16 protein-coding genes and 1 tRNA gene are annotated in these 19,145 nt (G+C 65.7%); 9 read left to right on the top strand and 8 right to left on the bottom strand.

Annotated features, from left to right (window positions below; translation table 11 throughout):
- Positions 1-177: 177 nt before the first annotated feature.
- Positions 178-570 carry a type II TA system antitoxin MqsA family protein gene (locus ACSQ25_RS15000; protein ID WP_436106476.1) on the top strand — a complete coding sequence of 131 codons (393 nt, stop codon included), beginning with the start codon at positions 178-180 and terminating at the stop codon, positions 568-570.
- A gap of 99 nt (positions 571-669) precedes the next feature.
- On the opposite strand, the gene ACSQ25_RS14995 is transcribed toward ACSQ25_RS15000, so the two are convergent.
- The 3 genes from ACSQ25_RS14995 to ACSQ25_RS14985 are packed head-to-tail and all read right to left on the bottom strand — an operon-like array spanning position 670 to position 2,657.
- Positions 670-1,416 (bottom strand): UDP-2,3-diacylglucosamine diphosphatase, encoded by a 747-nt coding sequence (locus ACSQ25_RS14995; protein WP_436106475.1) that lies wholly within the window; start codon positions 1,414-1,416, stop codon positions 670-672.
- Positions 1,417-1,456: 40 nt separating this feature from the next.
- On the bottom strand, positions 1,457-1,948 hold the full coding sequence (locus ACSQ25_RS14990) for a peptidylprolyl isomerase (RefSeq protein ID WP_436106474.1): 492 nt from the start codon (positions 1,946-1,948) through the stop codon (positions 1,457-1,459).
- 49 nt (positions 1,949-1,997) lie between these two features.
- Positions 1,998-2,657: a peptidylprolyl isomerase gene (locus tag ACSQ25_RS14985; RefSeq protein ID WP_436106473.1), complete on the bottom strand. Its 660-nt coding sequence runs from the start codon at positions 2,655-2,657 to the stop codon at positions 1,998-2,000.
- 218 nt (positions 2,658-2,875) lie between these two features.
- Between ACSQ25_RS14985 and cysS the strand changes: the two genes are divergently transcribed.
- The 6 genes from cysS (at position 2,876) to ACSQ25_RS14955 (ending at position 8,998) form a co-directional block, all read left to right on the top strand.
- Positions 2,876-4,261: a cysteine--tRNA ligase gene (cysS, locus tag ACSQ25_RS14980; protein WP_436106472.1), complete on the top strand. Its 1,386-nt coding sequence runs from the start codon at positions 2,876-2,878 to the stop codon at positions 4,259-4,261.
- Positions 4,261-4,923 carry a DNA-3-methyladenine glycosylase family protein gene (locus ACSQ25_RS14975; RefSeq protein ID WP_436106471.1) on the top strand — a complete coding sequence of 221 codons (663 nt, stop codon included), beginning with the start codon at positions 4,261-4,263 and terminating at the stop codon, positions 4,921-4,923. The genes cysS and ACSQ25_RS14975 overlap by 1 nt, the downstream gene beginning before the upstream one ends.
- Before the next feature lie 103 nt (positions 4,924-5,026).
- The gene (locus ACSQ25_RS14970; protein ID WP_436106470.1) at positions 5,027-6,004 is read left to right on the top strand and encodes an acetyl-CoA carboxylase carboxyltransferase subunit alpha; all 978 of its coding nucleotides are present in this window, start codon (positions 5,027-5,029) and stop codon (positions 6,002-6,004) included.
- 44 nt (positions 6,005-6,048) lie between these two features.
- Complete coding sequence (gene tilS, locus ACSQ25_RS14965; RefSeq protein ID WP_436108085.1) at positions 6,049-7,419, top strand: tRNA lysidine(34) synthetase TilS; 1,371 nt, start codon at positions 6,049-6,051, stop codon at positions 7,417-7,419.
- A gap of 140 nt (positions 7,420-7,559) precedes the next feature.
- The gene (locus ACSQ25_RS14960) at positions 7,560-8,807 is read left to right on the top strand and encodes an aspartate kinase (RefSeq protein ID WP_436106469.1); all 1,248 of its coding nucleotides are present in this window, start codon (positions 7,560-7,562) and stop codon (positions 8,805-8,807) included.
- Between the two features lie 98 nt (positions 8,808-8,905).
- A tRNA-Ser gene (locus ACSQ25_RS14955) sits at positions 8,906-8,998 on the top strand.
- Positions 8,999-9,359: 361 nt separating this feature from the next.
- Here ACSQ25_RS14955 and ACSQ25_RS14950 read toward each other — a convergent pair.
- From ACSQ25_RS14950 to ACSQ25_RS14940, 3 genes are all read right to left on the bottom strand, one after another.
- Positions 9,360-9,749, bottom strand: a complete 390-nt coding sequence (locus ACSQ25_RS14950) for a hypothetical protein (RefSeq protein WP_436106468.1) — start codon at positions 9,747-9,749, stop codon at positions 9,360-9,362.
- A 141-nt stretch (positions 9,750-9,890) separates the two neighbouring features.
- The gene (locus tag ACSQ25_RS14945) at positions 9,891-12,068 is read right to left on the bottom strand and encodes a copper-transporting P-type ATPase (RefSeq protein ID WP_436106467.1); all 2,178 of its coding nucleotides are present in this window, start codon (positions 12,066-12,068) and stop codon (positions 9,891-9,893) included.
- Positions 12,069-12,082: 14 nt separating this feature from the next.
- Positions 12,083-12,919, bottom strand: a complete 837-nt coding sequence (locus ACSQ25_RS14940) for a universal stress protein (RefSeq protein WP_436106466.1) — start codon at positions 12,917-12,919, stop codon at positions 12,083-12,085.
- A 172-nt stretch (positions 12,920-13,091) separates the two neighbouring features.
- Here ACSQ25_RS14940 and ACSQ25_RS14935 point away from each other — a divergent pair, with 172 nt between their 5' ends.
- Both ACSQ25_RS14935 and ACSQ25_RS14930 read left to right on the top strand, forming a co-directional pair.
- Entirely contained in the window at positions 13,092-15,776 is a 2,685-nt protein-coding gene (locus tag ACSQ25_RS14935) for a bifunctional acetate--CoA ligase family protein/GNAT family N-acetyltransferase (protein WP_436106465.1), read from the top strand.
- Entirely contained in the window at positions 15,776-16,360 is a 585-nt protein-coding gene (locus ACSQ25_RS14930; RefSeq protein WP_436106464.1) for an NAD(P)H-dependent oxidoreductase, read from the top strand. Before ACSQ25_RS14935 ends, ACSQ25_RS14930 begins: the two co-directional genes overlap by 1 nt.
- Before the next feature lie 5 nt (positions 16,361-16,365).
- On the opposite strand, the gene ACSQ25_RS14925 is transcribed toward ACSQ25_RS14930, so the two are convergent.
- Positions 16,366-18,147 (bottom strand): PHA/PHB synthase family protein, encoded by a 1,782-nt coding sequence (locus ACSQ25_RS14925; protein ID WP_436106463.1) that lies wholly within the window; start codon positions 18,145-18,147, stop codon positions 16,366-16,368.
- 3 nt (positions 18,148-18,150) lie between these two features.
- Complete coding sequence (locus ACSQ25_RS14920; protein WP_436106462.1) at positions 18,151-19,008, bottom strand: universal stress protein; 858 nt, start codon at positions 19,006-19,008, stop codon at positions 18,151-18,153.
- Positions 19,009-19,145: the final 137 nt, after the last annotated feature.

Below are 19,145 nucleotides of genomic sequence, written 5' to 3'. Positions count from 1 at the left end.
CTGCATTGTTCATGGTGGTCTCCCGTGTCGTACTCGGTGGTGATGCGTTGAGGTGGTGTTGTAGTGAAGTATAACAGTGGCTTGGTAAATGTAAACATACATATTGAACAAAAGTGCGGGCGCGGCATCCAGGCGCACTTTGGTAGGATGGGAGGATCGATAAGGAAGGAGGGAGCGATGCTGACGTGCCCGAACTGTGGCCTCTCGCCGCTGACGCATGCGATCAGGGAAATGCAGTACAACTACAAGGGACAGAGCACGACCATTCCCGATGTGTTGGTCGAGCATTGTGCCGGGTGCAAGGAAGTGATGTTCGCGGCGGGCGAGCACGACCACTACGGCGAACTGGTCGCGGCCTTCCGCAAGCAGGTGGATGCGGACGAGCTCAAAACGATCCGGGCGATGCGCAAGCGGCTGGGTTTAACCCAGCACAAGGCGGATGAGATGTTCGGGGACGGGGCAGGGGATTTCGCGCGCTATGAATCGGGCGAGGCGCATGCGCCGGTGGCGCTGGTCAAGCTGTTGCGGCTGCTGGGGAAGCACCCCGAGTTACTGGATGCGGTCCGGTAGGGTGGGCGGGTCTCCCGCCCACGCGTTCAAGCAGCTGAAGATTAGCCCTAGCGTCTGCTCATATCGGATTTGAACGCGTGGGCAGGAAACCTGCCTACCCTACGGTAACCCGTGCTGCGTGATGGTGCCATCGTCAGCGAGTTCTATCCACCCGCCACGCCGCGGCTCGGCATCCAGTTCCCAGTCCGGCAGCACGTAACGCAGCTTGCCGTTCGTTTCATGCACGGCCGGCCGGTGCGTATGCCCATGAATGATGACGCTCGCATCCGTCTCGCCGTACAGCTTCTCGACGGCCTCGGGCGCGACGTCCATGATCTCGTAAGACTTGCCCGCCTGCGCCTCGCGGCTGCCTTCACGCAGTCCGGCAATGATGGCCTTGCGCTGCGCCAGCGGCATGCCGAGGAAGTGCTGCTGCCACTCCCGGTCGCGTACCTGGGCGCGGAAAGCCATGTACTTGAGGTCGGCGGTGCACTGGGCGTCGCCGTGGACCAGCGCAATGCGCTTGCCGCCGGCGCTGATGACGTGCGGCTCTTCCAGAAGGCTCAGTCCGGCCGCTTCGGCAAAGCCCGGTCCGACGAGAAAATCGCGGTTACCGGCCAGCCAGTACACGGCCGTGCCCGCAGCGCTCACGGCGCGGATGGCCGCGATGACCTGCTGGTGGAAAGGCTCGGCAAGATCGTCGTCGCCGGCCCAGTATTCGAAGATGTCGCCGAGCAGGTAGAGCCGCTCGGCATGCACGGCGCGCTCGGCCAGGAAGCGGAAGAAGGCTTCGGCCGTGCGCGGGTGTGCGGCCTGCAGGTGCAGGTCGGAGATGAACAGCGCAAACGTGCGCTTGGGCGTGGTCATCGAACTGATGGGTATTGCTTGCCCTGGCGCACTGCGATCATCAGATGACTTCGACTTTCTCGATGACGACCGGATCGGCCGGCACGTCCGAGTGCATGCCGCTGCGGGTGGTCTTCACGCCGTTGATCTGGTCGACGATGTCCTGGCCTTCGGTGACCTTGCCGAACACGGCATAGCCCCAGCCGTCCTGGCCCGGATAGTTCAGGAAGGCGTTGTCCTTGGTGTTGATGAAGAACTGTGCCGATGCCGAGTGCGGCGCCGAGGTGCGGGCCATGGCGATGGTGTACTTGTCGTTCTTCAGGCCGTTCTTGGCTTCGTTCTCGACGGTCGTCTCGGTCGGCTTTTGCTTCATGCCCGGTTCGAAGCCGCCGCCCTGGATCATGAAGTCCTTGATCACGCGGTGGAAGATGGTGTTGCTGAAGTGACCCTTGTTGACGTAGTCGATAAAGTTGGCAACGGTCTTCGGCGCTTTTTCGGCGTCCAGTTCGACGGTGATGTTGCCCATGTTGGTAGTCATGCGTACGCTGGTCATCTTGTGTCCTGTTCCTTGGTTATTGTTGAGATGCGAGATTGCACATCCGCTATTTTACAAGCTTGTCGCCTTTGAGCACGCTCACGGACTTAATGAAGATCGGCGTCACCGGCACGTTCTGCATGCCGCGCACGTCGTCCACCACCACGCCCTTGATCTTGTCCACGACTTCCTGGCCTTTCACGACCTTGCCGAAGACGGTATAACCCGAGCCCTTGTAGTTCGGGTAGTCGATGCCCGAATTGTCGGCCACGTTGATGAAGAACTGGGAAGTTGCCGAATCCGGATGGTCCTCGCGCGCCATCGAAATCGTGTACGGCTGGTTCGACAGGCCGTTATTCGATTCGTTCTTGACCGGCTTGTTGGTCTTGCGGCCCTCGAACTTCTCGTTCATGCCGCCGGCCTGGATCATGAAGCCGTCGATCACGCGGTGGAAGATCGTGCCCTTGTAGAAGCCCTGCTTGACGTACTGCATGAAGTTGGCGACCGTCTTCGGCGCCCGTTCTTCGTCGAGCTGGACGACGATCTCGCCCATGCTGGTCTTGATCGATACTTGCGGACCCTTGACGACGGGCGCGGCGGGCGCTGCCTCGGCGGCGGGTTCGGTCTGTGCTTCCTGGGGCGCGGCCAGTGCGGCGCCGGAAAGGAGCAGGGCGCCGGCGCCCAGGGCGATGCCCTTGAGCAGCGAGCGGCGGAAGGCAGTAGTCATCGTCTTGGCTCTCCTCTGATGGACACCGCGCAAAGCGGTGTCAAGTCTTTTCCCGAAAAATAAAGCTGAGCCATATGCGGCCAGACGGGATTTTAACAATGCTATACTTTGCGCAGAACGTCCCATTCTATCAAAGAAGAATAACACCCGAGGGTACAGACGGTCTCGACGCAATACCCACGGTTTGCCCCGATCCGCTCCCTCACCAGATTACACCCATGAGCCAACTCAAGATTTACAACACGCTCGCGCGTGACAAGCAGGTATTTGTCCCGATGGAAGCCGGCAAGGTCGGCATGTATGTGTGCGGCATGACCGTCTACGATTACTGCCACGTCGGGCACGCGCGGATGATGATGGCCTTCGACGTCATCTATCGCTGGCTCATGGCATCGGGCTACGAGGTTAACTATGTCCGTAACATCACGGACATCGACGACAAGATCATCAAGCGCGCGGTCGAGAACGGCGAGACCATCGGCGCCCTGGTCGAGCGCAACGTGAAGTACATGGACGAAGACATCGCCGCGCTCAATATGCTGCCGCCGACCGTCGTGCCGCGCGCCACCGAGTACGTGCCGCAGATGCTGTCGATCATCGAGCAGCTCGAGTCGAAGGGCCTGGCCTACCGCAGCGATGACGGCGACGTGAACTACGCCGTGCGCGGCTTCGAAGGCTACGGCAAGCTGTCCGGCAAGTCGCTCGACGACCTGCGCGCCGGCGAGCGCGTCGACGTCAACAGCGGCAAGCGCGATCCGCTCGACTTCGTGCTGTGGAAGGCCGCCAAGGAATCCGAACCCGCGGAAGCCAAATGGGACTCCAAGTGGGGCAAGGGCCGTCCGGGCTGGCACATCGAGTGCTCGGCCATGTCCTGCGCTACCCTCGGCCAGCATTTCGACATCCATGGCGGCGGCGCCGACCTGCAGTTCCCGCACCACGAGAACGAGATCGCCCAATCAGAAGGCGCGTTCGGCGGCAACATGGTCAACTACTGGATCCACAACGGCTTCGTGCGCGTGGATAACGAGAAGATGTCCAAGTCGCTGGGCAATTTCTTCACCATCCGCGACGTGCTCAAGCAGTATGACGCCGAAATCATCCGCTTCTTCATCCTGCGCGCCCACTACCGCAGCCCGCTGAACTATTCCGACGCCCACATCGACGACGCCAAGGGCGCGCTGACCCGCCTGTACACGGCGCTGTCGACGGTGGACATCGACGCCGAGCAGCCTGCGGTCGACTGGGACGAAGCCCACGCCCTGCGCTTCCGCGAAGCCATGGACGACGATTTCAACACGCCGCTGGCCGTGGCCGAGCTGTTCGACCTGGCCAGCGAAGTCAACCGCAGCAAGTCTGTGGAAGCCGCGCGCCAGCTGAAGGCCCTGGCCGGCGTGCTGGGCCTGCTCGAACGTGCGCCGCAAGCCTTCCTGCAAGGCGGCAGCGAGGGCGGCGATGCCAGTATTGACGATGCCATCGCACGCCGTGCCGCCGCCAAGAAAGCCCGCAATTTTGCCGAAGCGGATGCCATCCGCGCCGAACTGACTGCCGCCGGGATCATCCTGGAAGACAAGCCGGACGGAACGACGACCTGGCGCCGCGCATAATGGCGGCCGACAAGGACACGCCGGGCCTCGAGGCCGGGGCGCAGGACGAACTTTCCGTCCCCGCCTACTGGGCGGAAGCGAAGGCCGCACTGATGGGGCGCGACCGCATCATGGCCAAGCTCATCCCGCAATTCGGCGACCTGCACCTGCGCGGTCATCCCGACCCCTTCACCACGCTGGCGCGCTCGATCGTGGGCCAGCAGGTGACGCCGAAGGCGGCCGACGCGGCCTGGGGCAAGCTGCTGGCGATCTGTCCGAAGCTGTCCCCGAGCCAGGTGATCAAGGCCGGCGCCGCCGAGCTGGCCGGCTGCGGCCTGTCCAAGCGCAAGACCGAATACATCCTCGACCTGGCCGACAGTTTCAAGGCCAAGCGCGTCCATGCCGACCTGTGGTCGCAGATGGACGACGAGGCCGTCATCGCCGAGCTGGTCCAGATCCGCGGCATCAGCCGCTGGACAGCGGAGATGTTTTTGATATTTAATCTGCTCCGGCCGAATGTGCTGCCGCTCGACGACCCCGGCCTGATCCAGGGCATCAGCCAGAATTATTTCTCTGGCGAACCTGTTTCGCGCAGCGATGCGCGCGAGGTCGCGGCCAACTGGGAGCCCTGGCGCACGGTGGCCACCTGGTATCTGTGGCGCAGCCTGGACCCACAACCCTGATGTGATATCCGACGCGGGTACGGTAAAATAACGCCCAAAACAGGGCCAGAGCGGCTGCGCCCCATCCATAAGCGCTGCTGCCACGAAACAATCCGGAGGTACAATGACTAAAACAACTTTCCTCAATTTTGAGCAGCCGATCGCCGAGCTCGATTCCAAGATTGAAGAGCTGCGCTTCGTGCAAGACGACTCCGCAGTGGACATCTCCGAAGAGATCGACCGCCTGGCCAAGAAAAGCCAGCAGCTCACCAAGGACATCTACGCCAAGCTGACCCCGTGGCAAGTGTCGCAGATCGCCCGTCACCCGCAGCGTCCGTACACGATGGACTACGTGAACGCGATCTTCACCGACTTCCACGAACTGCACGGCGACCGCACGTTCGCCGACGACCAGTCGATCATGGGCGGCCTGGCGCGCTTCAACGGCCAGGCCTGCATGGTCATCGGCCACCAGAAGGGCCGCGACACCAAGGAGCGCGCGATGCGCAACTTCGGCATGCCGCGTCCGGAAGGCTACCGCAAGGCCATGCGCCTGATGAAGCTGGCCGAGAAGTTCAACCTGCCGATCTTCACGTTTGTTGACACCCCAGGAGCGTTCCCGGGCATCGACGCCGAAGAGCGCGGCCAGTCGGAAGCAATCGGCCACAACCTCTACGTCATGGCCGAGCTGAAAGTGCCGCTGATCGCCACCATCATCGGTGAAGGCGGCTCGGGCGGCGCGCTGGCGATCGCCGTCGGCGACGCGGTGCTGATGCTGCAATACTCGACCTACTCGGTGATCTCGCCGGAAGGCTGCGCCTCGATCCTGTGGAAGACCTCGGAGCGCGCCTCCGACGCCGCCGACGCCCTGGGCCTGACCGCACATCGCCTGAAGGCCATGGGCCTGATCGACAAGATCGTCAACGAGCCGCTGGGCGGCGCGCACCGCGATCCGAAGCAGATGGCCCAGCTGCTCAAGCGCGCGCTGGCCGACACCCTGCGCCAGTTCCAGGGCATGAAGACCAAGGACCTGCTCGAAGCGCGTCACCAGAAGCTGATGAGCTACGGCAAGTTCAAGGAAACGCTGCCGAGCGAAGAGTGAGTCCCAAGCATGCCGGAGGCGCTCCGGCAGTCTTTGCGCAGGCCATGGACGGCCTGCGCGACATCCATACCCCTTCCTCCATGGCGATTGCCTGCAGCGGCGGCCTCGATTCGATGGCCCTGCTGCGGCTGGCGCACGCCTGGGCGGCGGGGCAGGGCATTCCCCTGCACGCCTTCCACGTCCATCACGGGCTGAGCCCGAATGCGGATGCCTGGCTGGCCCACTGCGCGCAAGCCTGCGCGGCGCTCGGCATCGCCTTCGACCATCGCCACGTCGAGGTCGTCAAAGGCAAGGACGGCATCGAGTCGGCGGCGCGCAAGCTGCGCTACCGCGCCCTGGGCGAGCTGTGCGTGCAGCACGGCGTGCCGCTGCTGCTCACCGCCCACCATCTCGACGACCAGGCCGAAACCGTCCTGCTGCAACTGCTGCGCGGTTCCGGCCCGGCCGGCCTGTCCGGCATGGACGCCGCCAACCGCGCGCCCGGCCTGCTGGGCGATCCTGATCTGGTGATGGCGCGGCCTCTGCTGGCGCTGTCGCGCGCCCAGCTCGAAGCCTATGCGCAGGACGAAGGCCTGGACTGGGTCGAGGACGAATCGAACAGCGATCCGCGCTACGCGCGCAATGCGCTGCGCCATGGCGTGATGCCGGCGCTGGCTGCCAGCTTCCCCGGCTACCAGCAGCGGCTCGCGCGTGGCGCGTCCCACGTGCAGGCGGCCCAGCGCATCCTCGACGAGGTGGCGGAGCAGGACCTTGCCGCCTGCCAGGACGGTGAGGCCATCGACCTGGCCCGCGTCCAGCGCCTCAGCCGCGACCGCACCGACAATATGCTGCGCCACCTGTTCTCGGTGCGTGGCCTGGCCATGCCCTCGACTGCCTGGCTGGGAGAAATGGTGTCCCAGCTGTTCTCGGCGAGAGAAGACGCCCAGTTGAAAGTGACGCATCCGGCCTGCCACATCCGCCGCCACCGCGGCAAGCTCTACCTCACACCGAAACTGCCGGACCTCGCCGGCATGCGCGACCCCGACGACGAAGGCGTGCTCGTCAAGGAAGGCGAGGCTTTCCGCTGGAATGGGGAAGCCGCGCTGGCGTTTCCGGCCTACGGCGGCGTGCTGCATTTCGACCCTGCGCCGCAGGGCTTCGATCCGGCCTGGCTGCGCAGCCAGCCTTTGATGATCGATTTCCGCAAGGGCGGCGAACGTTTGAAACCCGCCGCGAATCGTCCCAGCCGCGGGCTAAAGGCGCACTACCAGGCGCTGGGCGTACCGGCCTGGGAGCGCGAACGCGCGCCGCTGGTCTGGGCCAGCCACGCGCTGCTGTTCGCCGCCGGCATCGGCATGGATTGCCGCTGCATGCCGGACGGGGAAGGGGAGCGGGTCGCCTTGCGCTGGGTGCCCGATCCTATTCAGGCTGGGTAGAGAGTTACTATACGAAAAAGGTATTACTTTATTTTCTTTTCGTATAGCTTTTTCTCCCACCAGCCTTGTGATACTGCGCTGCAGCATGCTAGAGTAAAGGTCCCCTTTTGATCTTTCTACAAGCTGGAACCCTTCCTGATATGGCTTTAATTGTCCACAAATATGGCGGAACGTCGATGGGCTCGACGGACCGTATCAAGAATGTCGCGGCCCGTGTGGCCAAGTGGCATGATGCCGGCCACCAGATCGTCGTGGTCCCCTCGGCAATGTCCGGTGAAACCAACCGCCTGATTGGACTGGCCAAGGAAATCATGGCGCAGCCGGACCCGCGCGAACTGGACATGATTGCCTCGACCGGCGAGCAGGTCTCGGTCGGTCTGCTGGCGATGGCGCTGCTGGCCATCGGCAAGGACGCCGTCTCCTACACCGGCTGGCAAGCCGGCATTCGTACCGACTCCTCGTTCACCAAGGCCCGCATCCAGTCGATCGACGACACCCGCGTGCGCGCAGATCTGGAAGCCGGCAAGATCGTGATCATCACGGGTTTCCAGGGCATGGACGAAGATGGCAACATTTCGACCCTGGGCCGCGGCGGTTCCGACACCTCGGCAGTGGCGATCGCCGCCGCGCTAAAGGCCGACGAATGCCTGATCTACACCGACGTGGACGGCGTCTACACGACCGACCCGCGCGTGGTGCACGAGGCGCGCCGCCTGGAGAAGATCACCTTCGAGGAAATGCTCGAGCTCGCATCTTTGGGCTCGAAGGTCCTGCAGACCCGCTCGGTCGAGTTCGCAGGCAACTACCAGGTCCCGACGCGCGTATTGTCGTCGCTGACCGATCCCCTGATGCCGCTGGACGAAGAAGCGAAGTCCGGCACCCTGATTTCGTTTGAGGAAGAAAGCAACATGGAACAAGCCGTCATCTCCGGTATCGCCTTCAATCGCGATGAAGCCAAGATCACCGTCCTGGGCGTGCCGGACAAGCCTGGCGTCGCCTTCCATATCCTCGGCCCTATCGCCGAGGCCAACGTCGAAGTGGACATGATCATCCAGAACCAGTCGGTGGATGGCAAGACCGACTTCACCTTCACCGTGTCGCGCAACGACTACGTGAAGGCGATGAGCGTGCTGGAAGGCCAGCGCGAGGCCCTGGGCGCGGCCAAGATCCTGGGCGACGCGAAAGTGTCGAAGGTCTCGGCGGTCGGCGTGGGCATGCGCAGCCACGTCGGCGTGGCCTCGCAAATGTTCCGCACGCTGGCGGAAGAGGGCATCAACATCCTCATGATTTCGACCTCGGAAATCAAGATTTCGGTGCTGATCGACGAGAAGTACATGGAGCTGGCGGTACGTGCTCTGCACAAGGCTTTTAACCTCGAGCAAGCTTAACAATTTTCAAAATTTTTAGGCGTGCGTCCTTGACGCAACAGGCACCAGCCCTTAAGATGCCTGCACTCAGCGCTGACTGACAACAGTTGGTTCTGATTGGAGACGTGGCCGAGTGGCCGAAGGCACTTCCCTGCTAAGGAAGCATACGGCTTATACCCGTATCGTGGGTTCGAATCCCACCGTCTCCGCCAAGACAATTGTTTTAGAGAAATCTTTAACATTCATGAGACTCGCTAGCTATGAGAGCTAGCGGGTCTTTTGTCTTTCTGGGCCTTAGATTTTCTATCAATACGGGTCCGCTTCGGGATTTGTATTGGTCGGCTTGGCTACAGCGGACCGTTGCCGATGGGATGTTGGAACTGAACCGGACATACTGCCGTACCAGCATGCGCGCCCAGCCGCTCTGGGGATATGCAGGAGTGCCTGCAAGGCGCCGCCCGGCCCGCCGATGCTGGCCGCTGATCGAGATCACGACCAATGGCTTGTTCCCTCAGCTTCGGGAACGATGCGCGTCGAACCGGTATCTCCGCTGCCTTTGCCGGCCCAGCCACATCATTTGCAATGCTGGCGCATCATCTCCATGTGCCGCTGGCGCATCTCGGGCGACATTTGCTGCATGTGGCGATCCATCATTGCCTGGCGCTGCTCGTCGGGAGCGCGCTGGATGTCGCGGTGCATCGCGCACATCTGCTTCATGTCCATGCCGCCCGGGCCCATGTGGCCTTCCGTGGCCGGCGCGCCTGGCTGCCCGCTTGCGGTCGCGGCCCCCGTCGTGCCGCCCATCGTCATGTCGGCGCTGGGTCGTCCAGCGCTTCCCGCCGTCTGGGCGGGATGATGGTGAGCGTGCATGTCGCTGCTCCCGGGCGCCGTGCAGGCCGACAGTCCCGCCGCAGTAATCAGCGCTGCGAGGAAGTGGACAGAGTTGTTGTACATGGTTGCCATATCAGTTCTCCTCAGTAAGATGTCCATGGGCCCGGATGGGATCCCTTGGTCGAACAAACACCGCTGCCGTCGCTGCGACAGCGGTGTTGATGCGCGCATCGCTTCCTGCAGGCTGATACGGCATGAAGGCAGGCGCGTTGTTCATCGCAACCTGAGCGCATTGCCGATTACCGATGCGGAGCTCAGGCTCATCGCCAGTGCGGCAATCATGGGCGATAGCAGCCATCCGGTCGCCGGATAGAACACCCCTGCCGCAATCGGAATGCCGAGCGCGTTGTAGAGGAGGGCGAACAACAGGTTCTGCTTCATGTTGCGCACCGTCGCCACCGACAGCTGGCGGGCGGTTGCGATGCCGCGAAGGTCCCCTTTGACCAGGGTGAGCTGGGCGCTGTTCATGGCCACGTCGGTGCCGGTGCCCATGGCCACGCCGACGTCGGCCTTGGCCAGTGCGGGCGCATCGTTGATGCCGTCGCCGGCCATCGCGACGATGCGGCCCTCGCGCTGCAGGCGCTCGACCAGCGCCAGCTTGTCGGCCGGCTTGACCTCGCCATGGACTTCGTCGATGCCGAGTCGCCGTCCAACCGCCTGCGCGGTCGTGCTGCCGTCTCCGGTGGCCATGACGACCCGGATGCCGGCTTTGCGCAGTGTGTCGAGCGCCTCCCTGGTACTGGACTTGACGGGATCGGACACCGCCAGCAGGCCGGCCGGCGCGCCGTCGACAGCCAGATACATGACGCTGGCCCCTTCCGCACGGAGGGCTTCGGCCTGCGATCCGAGCACTCGCACGTCGACCCCGCATTCCGTCATCAAGGCCGTGTTGCCCAGTGCAAGCCGGCGCCCGCCGACGCTGCCGCGCACTCCGATCCCGCTGGCGGACTCGAAGCCGTCCGCCTTCTCGAGAGCAAGCCGACGCTCGCGCGCAGTGCGGACGATGGCATCGGCCAGCGGATGCTCGCTTCCCTGGTCGAGGCTGGCGCCCAGGCGCAGCACTTCGTCCTCAGTAAAGCCAGGAGCGGCGACGGCACGCTCGAAGGCCGGCCTGCCTTCGGTCAGGGTGCCGGTCTTGTCGACGATCAGGGTATCTACCTTGCGCAGATGTTCGATCGCGGCGGCGTCGTGAAACAGCACGCCGCGGGTCGCCGCCTTGCCCGTCGCTACCATGATCGACATCGGCGTGGCCAGACCAAGCGCGCAGGGACAGGCGATGATCAGGACCGCAACCGCATTGATCAGGCCAAACACCCAGCGCGGCTCGGGTCCGAACAAGCCCCATGCGAGCAGGGTCAGAATGGCGATCGCGACCACGCCGCTGACGAAATAGCCGGCCACGACATCGGCCATGCGCTGCATCGGCGCTTTGGTGCGCTGCGCCGCCGCGACCATTTGCACGATCTGGGCCAGCACGGTCTGTGCGCCGACCTTCTCGGAGCGCATGACCAGGGCGCCGCTGGTGTTCAGCGTGGCGCCGATCAGGGCGTCGCCCGGACGCTTCGCCACCGGCATGGGCTCGCCGGTCAGCATCGATTCGTCGACCGCGCTGTTGCCGTCAGTGACCACGCCGTCTACCGGCACTTTCTCGCCCGGACGGACGCGCAGCAGGTCGCCAACGTGGATCTGCGCGAGCTCGACGTCCTGCTCGCTGCCGTCGGGGGCGATCCGGCGTGCCGTCCTGGGCGCCAGGCCGAGTAGCGACTTGATCGCGGCCGAAGTCCGGGACCGGGCTTTCAGCTCGAGCAGCTGTCCCAGCAGGGTGAGCGAAATGATGACGGCCGCCGCCTCGAAATAGACGCCGATGCGGCCCATCGACAAGAAGGACGCCGGGAACAGTTGTGGCGCGACGGTCGCCACGACGCTGTAGACGAAGGCGGCGCCGGTTCCCAAGGAGATCAGGGTCCACATATTTGGACGACGGGTGCGCACCGAGCGAATGCCGCGGACAAAGAAGGGCAGACCGGCCCAGAGCACGACCGGCAAGGACAGTATCAACTCGATCCAGCTCTGGGTACGCGCGTCCAGCAGGCCTGCCTGGTGGCCGAACATCGCCAGCGCGGTGACGGCGACGGTCAGGGGCAGGGTGAGCCAGAAGCGCCGGCTGAAATCGCGGAGTTCGGTGTCGTCTTCCTCAGCGGTTGCGGGAAGCAGCGGTTCGAGCGTCATGCCGCATATCGGACAGTTGCCTGGATGGTCCTGCCGTATCTCTGGGTGCATGGGACAGGTGTAGATCCCACTGACAGCGGTGGCCGGATCGGAGCGAGGCGGATGCGGTCGCGCGAACCCCGGTGGAGCGGCATCGTGGGGCGCATGCAGGTGTGTTTCCATGACTTCCGCGCCGTCTAGTGCGCCAGCAGTACCGGCAGCGTCATCGACCGCAGGACTGCTGCGCTGACCCCGCCCAGCAGCGATTCGTGCAGGGGCGAACGCCCATAGCCCCCCATGACCAGCAGGCCGGCACCGGTCTCGGCTGCCGCCGACAGCAAGGCGCCGGCGACGTCGAAGCGGCCGCCCTGGTGGCGGCATACCTGTGCGGCGACACCCTGGCGGCGCAAGTACTGCAGCATCGCCTGTGCCGAGGCACGGGCCTCGTCCGGCCACGCACGGCCATCGTCCACGTGCACGATGCCGACGCCGGGTGCCGTCCGCATCAGGGGTAGGGCCGCGATGAGGGCACGGGTCGCTTCCACGCTGCCGTCCCAGGCGAACAGGATGTCGCCTTCGAGGCCGGCTGCACCGGCTTCCCGGGGCACGACCAGCAGGGGCCGCCCGCACTCGCGCAGCAGGTAGCCGGGCAGTTCGCTGGCGGATCCGCGCGTGGGCAGCGCCTGGTCGGGCTGGCTGACCACGACCAGGTCGGCATAGCGGGCATGCAGGGCGATCCCGCCGGCGTCATCGTCGATCATGCGTTCTTCCACCAGCGCGACCCCCTCTTGCGAAGCGACCTGCGCGAAGCTGCGCAGCGCGTCGGCCGCATTCGCGCGCATGGCGGCGCAACATTCCGCCAGTGGCGTCCCTTCCCGCACCAGCACGTCCGGCGGAAGGAAGCGCGAGATGCCCGTCGGCGCACAAGCGCTCAGGTGCGCATCGAAGCGGCGCGCCAACTGGGCGGCGATGCGGAAGCGGGCAAGCGCGGACGGGCTGGCATCGGCATGCACGAGTATGCTTTTGTACGTCATCGGCGCTCCTGGAATGATCCCCTGTCCCAAGGGTAGGCCAGGGCCTGTGGCCCGTCCACCACGACAGCGCAAATAGCATGTCTGAGTGCGGCCAATTTGATCTCAGTCAAATTTTTTGTCAGATCCTTGTTTAATCTCTGGGGTATATCTACCAATCGAGAGGCCGGGTCCGATGAGTGTCAGGAATCTGGAGCATTTTTTTAGTGCGCAGTCGATCGCCGTAGTCGGCGCCTCGGCGCGCCTGGGCAGTGTGGGTGCGACCGTGCTGGCGAACCTGATGAGCGGCGGCTTCCAGGGGAAGATCTGGCCGGTGAATCCGAAATACCGGCAGTTGGAAGGCCTCGCCGTGTTTCCGGAGATCGATACGCTGCCAGGCTGCCCGGACCTGGCGGTGATCTGCACCCCCGCAGCCACCGTACCGGGCATCATCGCCAGCCTCGGCCGACGTGGTTGCAGGGCGGCGATCGTGCTCAGTGCCGGGCTGGACGCCACGGGGGCGGATGGGCGCAGGCTGCGCCAGGCCATGCTGGCAGCGGCCCGGCCTTTCCTGCTACGCATCCTCGGCCCCAACTGCGTCGGCCTGCTGGTGCCGGGCATCGGCCTGAACGCCAGCTTCGCACCCGGCGCCGCACTGCCCGGACGGCTGGCGTTCGTCGCGCAGTCCGGGGCGCTGGTCACCACGGTGCTGGACTGGGCGAGCACGCGCCGGATCGGCTTCTCGTGTTTCGTTTCGCTGGGCGACGGCAGCGACGTCGATTTCGGCGACCTGCTCGACTACCTGGCTGGCGATCCCGACACCGATGCCATTCTCCTGTATGCGGAGAGTGTGCGCCAGGCGCGCAAGTTCATGTCCGCCGCACGCAGCGCCGCGCGGGCCAAGCCGACCGTGATCGTCAAGGCGGGCCGCGTCCAGGAGGCTGCGCATGCCGCCTACAGCCATACCGGGGCGATGGCGGGCTCCGACCTCGTCTATGACGCGGCACTGCGCCGTGCAGGCATGCTGCGGGTGCATACCACGGCCGAATTGTTCGATGCCGTGGCCGTCCTGGCGCAGCCGCGCCGCCCGGCCGGAGGGCGCCTGGCGATCCTGACCAATGGCGGCGGTCCCGGCGTGATGGCCACCGATGCACTGATCAGCGGCGGCGGAAGCCTGGCGCAACTGTCGGCGGCCACCATCGAAAGGCTGTCGCAGGGATTGCCGCAGACCTGGTCGCATGGCAATCCGGTCGACATCATCGGCGACGCGCCTGTGGAACGCTACCGGCTGGCGCTCGACAGCCTGCTGGAAGATCCCGGCGCCGATGCGCTACTGCTGATCCATGCACCGACCGCCATCGTCTCCAGCGCGGAGATCGCGCGCGCCCTGCTGCCGCCGATGCGTTCCAGCCGCCGGCCCGTACTGTGCTGCTGGCTGGGCGGCGACAGCGCCGCCCAGGCGCGCAGCCTGTGCCGCGATGCCGGCCTGCCGGTGTTCGACACGCCGGAAGAGGCCGTGCGCGGCTTCCAGCAACTGGTGGATTACGGCCGCAACCAGCGCCTGCTCGAACAGGTGCCCCCGGCCGGCGCGTTGCCGGCTCCCGACCGGGCCGCCGCGCGCGCGCGTGTCGCGGCCTTGCTGGCGGAGGGCGCAAGCGGGGTGGGTGAGGCGGATGCAAAAATGATCCTCGGCGCCTACGGGATCCCGGTCGTGGCGACCGACACCGTGCGCGACGCGACCCAGGCGCTGGTGGCGGCGCGCCGGATCGGCTACCCAGTGGCGCTCAAGATTCTGTCGCCGGACATTGTTCACAAAAGCGACGTGGGGGGCGTCGCACTCGACCTGGCCGACGACGCCGCACTGGCGGTAGCGCTCGACGCCATGGTCGCGCGCATACGCCGGCTCCAGCCGCAGGCGCGGCTGGACGGCTTTACGGTGCAGGCGATGGCGCGCCGTCCCCAGGCCCACGAGCTGATCGTGGGCCTGGCCACCGATCCGGTATTCGGCCCGGTGGTGCTGTTCGGCCAGGGCGGTGTTGCGGTCGAAGTGGTGGATGACCGGGCGGTGGCCTTGCCGCCGCTGAACCGGGTACTGGCCGCCGACCTGGTGGCGCACACCCGCGCGGCGCGCCTGCTGGCCGGTTTCCGCGACCGCCCCTGCGCCGACCTGGAGGCGCTGTACGACGTCCTGGTGCGGGTAGGGCAGCTGGCGGTCGACCTGCCCGAGCTGGTGGAACTCGACATCAACCCTCTGCTCGCCGACAGCGCAGGGGTCGTCGCCCTCGACGCCCGCATGCGCCTGGCGCCGGTGGTGGCGGGAAGCGATCCGTTGGCGCGCCTGGCGATCCTGCCTTACCCGGACGCGCTCGAGCGCCATGTCGACAGCGCGCTCGGGCCGCTGGTCCTGCGTCCGATCCGGCCGGAGGATGCGCCGGCGCACCAGGCATTCTTCCAAGCCCTCGCGCCGGAAGACGTGCATTTCCGCATGTTCGGCATGATGCGCGAACTTTCGCCGTCCCAGCTGGCGCGCTTCACCCAGATCGACTACGCGCGCGAAATGGCCTTCATCGCCACTCGGCCAGCGGAAGGCGGGGAGGAGACGCTCGGCGTGGCGCGTGTGAGTATTGATCCCGACAATGTCGTGGGTGAGTTCGCCATCGTGGTGCGGTCCGACCTCAAGGGCAATGGTCTTGGGCGCATGCTGATGGCCTGCCTGCTCGACTACTGCGGCGGACGCGGACTGGCCCGGGTGCGCGGTACCGCACTTGGCGACAACGCGAGCATGCATGCCCTGGCTCAGGCCTGCGGCTTCGAGGTGAGCCCGGGTGCCGACGGCACCGTCGAGATGACGCTCGACCTGCAGGCGTCCGGAGCCCGCTGATGGGTACCCGGATCCTCATCGTGCAGGGCCACCCCGACGGCGGCCGCCAGCACCTGTGTCACGCGCTGGCGGCTGCATATGCGGACGGCGCCCGCTCCGCCGGACATGAGGTGGACGCGGTCGAACCGGCTCGGCTGCGGCTGCCACTGCTGGTCAGCCAGGAGGAGTGGGAGTCCGCTGCCCCGCCCGCCGTCGAGGCGGCGCAGGAGGCGATCCGGCGCGCGCAACACCTCGCTTTTTTCTACCCTCTCTGGCTGGGTGACATGCCCGCCATGTTGAAGGGCTTCATGGAACAGGTGGCACGGCCAGGCTTCGCGATCGATCCTGCTTCGCGCAATCCGCTGCGGGCCGGGCTGTTAGGCGGGCGCAGCGCACGCCTTGTGGTGACGATGGGGATGCCCGCGCTGGCCTATCGCTGGCTCTACGGTGCCCACAGCGTCCGGCTGATGCACCGGAATATCCTTGGTTTCGCCGGCATCGACCCGGTGCGCAGTACGATCGTCGGTGGCGCAGGAACGCTCGATCCGGCGCGCGTCGAGCGCTGGTGTGCGCGCCTGCATGCCTTGGGTGCCGCGGCCCGCTGAAGCGCTCAGGGCTTCAGCACATAGCTGCCCGGTGCCGGCGCACCTCCTGCGGCGGGCGGCGGCGCTACCAGCGACCCGGCCTGGCCAGCCAGCCATGCTTCCCATGCCGGCCACCAGCTCCCTTCGTGTTCTACCGCCGCGCGTTCCCAGCTGTCTGGATCGACGTAGGACGCGTCGTGCGCATGCCTTGCCAGCTGGTAGCTGCGCCGCGGCGTACCCGGCGGCGACACCACGCCTGCGTTATGTCCGCCGGAGGTCAGCAGGAAGCTGACTTCGGTGTCCGTCAGGGGCAGGATCTTGTACACGGAGCGCCACGGCGCCACGTGGTCGGTGCGGGTGCCGACCGCGAAGATCGGAAGGCGGAGGTCGGCCAGCGAAACCGGGCGGCCGTCGACGAGGTAGCGCGCAGCGGCCAGGCTGTTTCCGAGGAAGAGCTTGCGCAGGTACTCCGAATGCATACGGTAGGGCATGCGGGTGGCGTCTGCATTCCATGAGGCCAGGTCGTTGTCCTTGTCCGGAATGTCGAGCAGGTAGTGGCGCAGGCGCCGCGACCAGACCAGGTCATTCGAGCGCAGCAGCTGGAATGCACCGGCCATCTGGCGCGCATCGAGGTAGCCCTGTTGCCACATGGCCGCTTCCAGGAAAGCGACCTCGCTGTGGTCGATGAACAGGGACAGCTCCCCCGGTTCGGTGAAGTCGACCTGGGCCGCCAGCAGGCTGAGGCTGGCCAGGCGGGTGTCGCCGTCGCGCGCCATGGCGGCGGCAGCGATCGCGAGCAGGGTCCCACCCAGGCAGTAGCCGCAGGCGTTCAGCCGCGGCGCGCCGGTCTGGGAGACGATGGCGTCGATGGCTGCCATGACGCCGAGCCGGCGGTAGTCTTCCAGCGACAAGTCGCGGTCTTCCGGTCCCGGGTTCTTCCAGGAGATCATGTAGACGGTATGCCCGCGCTCGACGAGGTAGCACACCAGCGAATTCTGCGGCGACAGGTCGAGGATGTAGTACTTCATGATCCAGGCCGGCACGAACAGCAGCGGTACTTCGTGCACCGATGGCGTGGCCGGATCGTAGCGCAGCAGTTCGATCAGGCGGTTCGACATTACCACGCGGCCGGGCGTGATCGCGACATCGCGGCCGGGCAGGTAGGCGAGCGGCGGACGGGAGGTGGCGAGTGCATTGCGGGCGTCACTGGCAGCGCGCTGCATGCCGTGCAGGAGGTTGCGGCCGCCGCTGGCGGCGGTCGCCTGCTGTGCGGCGGGATTGGTCGGGATGAAATTGGAGGGCGCAGCCGCATCGAGCAGCTGGCGCGCCACGAAGGTCACGACATCGGTGTGGTGGGGCGCGACGCCGCGCACGCCGCAGGTGGCGTGGTGCCACCATTGCTGCGTCAACAGGAATCCCTGGCTGAGCACATTCCATGGCCAGGCATGCCAGGCCTGGTCGGAGAAGCGCTTGTCCTGTGCTAGGGGCTGCAAGGGTTCGGCGCCGTGCCCGATGGCCGCAGCCGTTCCGTATTCCAGCCAGCGTCCGACGCTGGACTGCGCCAGCAAGGCCAGTTCCAGCTGCTTGTCCGGCGACAGGACCAGGTGGCTGGCCCAGTCCTGCCAGGCCAGTGCCAGCGCCGCCGGCGACACGTGCGCCGTGAAACGGCCGAGCCAGGCGTTCAGGACCAGGTCGGCCGAGTACTGCTCGCCGCGCCATTCGGGCGACGGCGTGTGGCGGCCGCCTTGCCAGGTACTGCCTTCGCGCCGCAGCTCGCTGCGCGGGATGTCTCCGGGACTAGCTTCCACGGATCAATGCGCGATGAGCAGCGGGATGGATGCGCTTTCCAGCAGTGCGCGGGTAACGCCTCCGAGCACCCACTCGCGGAACCGGCTGTGGCCGAAAGCGCCGGTGACCAGCAGGCCTGCGCCGCAATCGCGCGCCAGCCCCATCAGGACGTCGCTGTCGACCACCTTGGTGCGCTCGACATGCACCTCGACGCGCACGCCATGGCGCGCAAGATACAGGGCCATGTCGGCGCCGGGCTGCTCGCCGTGCAGCCCGGACCGCTGGTCGGGATTGATGATCGCGAGCTGGACATTCTGGGCGCGCTGCAGCAAGGGCAGGGCGGCGCTGATGGCGCGGATCGCCGGCATGCCGCCATCCCAGCCGATCACCGCGGTGCCGGGAATGACGGCATTGTCATAGTCCGGCGGGACCACCAGTACCGGGCGGGCGCCGTGCAGGGCGACGTACTCCGGAAGGTGGGCGACCCGCGACAAGGGACTCGGCACGGCGACGGCGGACGAGGGGAGGTCCTGGCTGAGCACGACGAGGTCGGCGTAGCGCGATTCCAGCAGCAGGGCGTAGGCCGCGTCGTCGTCGCTCGCGTGGGCTTCGAACGATTCCACCCTGAGGCGGCTCGCCTCTTTTCTGAACGCATCCAGGCGCGCCTGTGCGGCATCGCGCAAGCCCTGGAAGTCGGACTCGGGCAGCGGCACCGGGGCGCCAAACGAGCCCGTCAGCACCGCATAGTCGAGCCAGCTGACGCCGGTGGCAGCCATGCCGACAAGGTGAGCCCCGTGGTCGTTGGCAAGCAGGGCGGCGGCGCGCAGGCGGCTGTCCTGCGCCACGCCGCCGTCGATGTGCACTACGATGGTTCTGTACATGGGAGGTCCTTTCAGGAAGGGTGAGGGAACATTCCCGGCAAATGTCGGCTGCTGCCCTGTCGACCGCGCACCATCCGTCACAACTGTAAGATGTCTGCGAGCAGAAGTCAGGATGAGATTTGATAGAGATCAAATGC

Origin of the sequence: Massilia sp. LjRoot122, from assembly GCF_964252725.1 — a bacterium.
GTDB lineage: Bacteria > Pseudomonadota > Gammaproteobacteria > Burkholderiales > Burkholderiaceae_D > Telluria.
This window is presented reverse-complemented; position numbering and strand designations above follow the sequence as displayed.

Bases quoted from the DNA above. Each gene is read 5' to 3' on its own strand.
- ACSQ25_RS14975 (WP_436106471.1), top strand. From the start codon at position 4,261: ATGGCGGCCGACAAGGACACGCCGGGCCTCGAGGCCGGGGCGCAGGAC.
- ACSQ25_RS14935 (WP_436106465.1), top strand. From the start codon at position 13,092: ATGAGTGTCAGGAATCTGGAGCATTTTTTTAGTGCGCAGTCGATCGCC.
- cysS (WP_436106472.1), top strand. From the start codon at position 2,876: ATGAGCCAACTCAAGATTTACAACACGCTCGCGCGTGACAAGCAGGTA.
- ACSQ25_RS14940 (WP_436106466.1), bottom strand. From the start codon at position 12,919: ATGACGTACAAAAGCATACTCGTGCATGCCGATGCCAGCCCGTCCGCG.
- ACSQ25_RS14920 (WP_436106462.1), bottom strand. From the start codon at position 19,008: ATGTACAGAACCATCGTAGTGCACATCGACGGCGGCGTGGCGCAGGAC.
- ACSQ25_RS14945 (WP_436106467.1), bottom strand. From the start codon at position 12,068: ATGGAAACACACCTGCATGCGCCCCACGATGCCGCTCCACCGGGGTTC.
- ACSQ25_RS14970 (WP_436106470.1), top strand. From the start codon at position 5,027: ATGACTAAAACAACTTTCCTCAATTTTGAGCAGCCGATCGCCGAGCTC.
- tilS (WP_436108085.1), top strand. From the start codon at position 6,049: ATGGACGGCCTGCGCGACATCCATACCCCTTCCTCCATGGCGATTGCC.
- ACSQ25_RS14995 (WP_436106475.1), bottom strand. From the start codon at position 1,416: ATGACCACGCCCAAGCGCACGTTTGCGCTGTTCATCTCCGACCTGCAC.
- ACSQ25_RS14960 (WP_436106469.1), top strand. From the start codon at position 7,560: ATGGCTTTAATTGTCCACAAATATGGCGGAACGTCGATGGGCTCGACG.
- ACSQ25_RS14990 (WP_436106474.1), bottom strand. From the start codon at position 1,948: ATGACCAGCGTACGCATGACTACCAACATGGGCAACATCACCGTCGAA.
- ACSQ25_RS14950 (WP_436106468.1), bottom strand. From the start codon at position 9,749: ATGGCAACCATGTACAACAACTCTGTCCACTTCCTCGCAGCGCTGATT.
- ACSQ25_RS14930 (WP_436106464.1), top strand. From the start codon at position 15,776: ATGGGTACCCGGATCCTCATCGTGCAGGGCCACCCCGACGGCGGCCGC.
- ACSQ25_RS14985 (WP_436106473.1), bottom strand. From the start codon at position 2,657: ATGACTACTGCCTTCCGCCGCTCGCTGCTCAAGGGCATCGCCCTGGGC.
- ACSQ25_RS15000 (WP_436106476.1), top strand. From the start codon at position 178: ATGCTGACGTGCCCGAACTGTGGCCTCTCGCCGCTGACGCATGCGATC.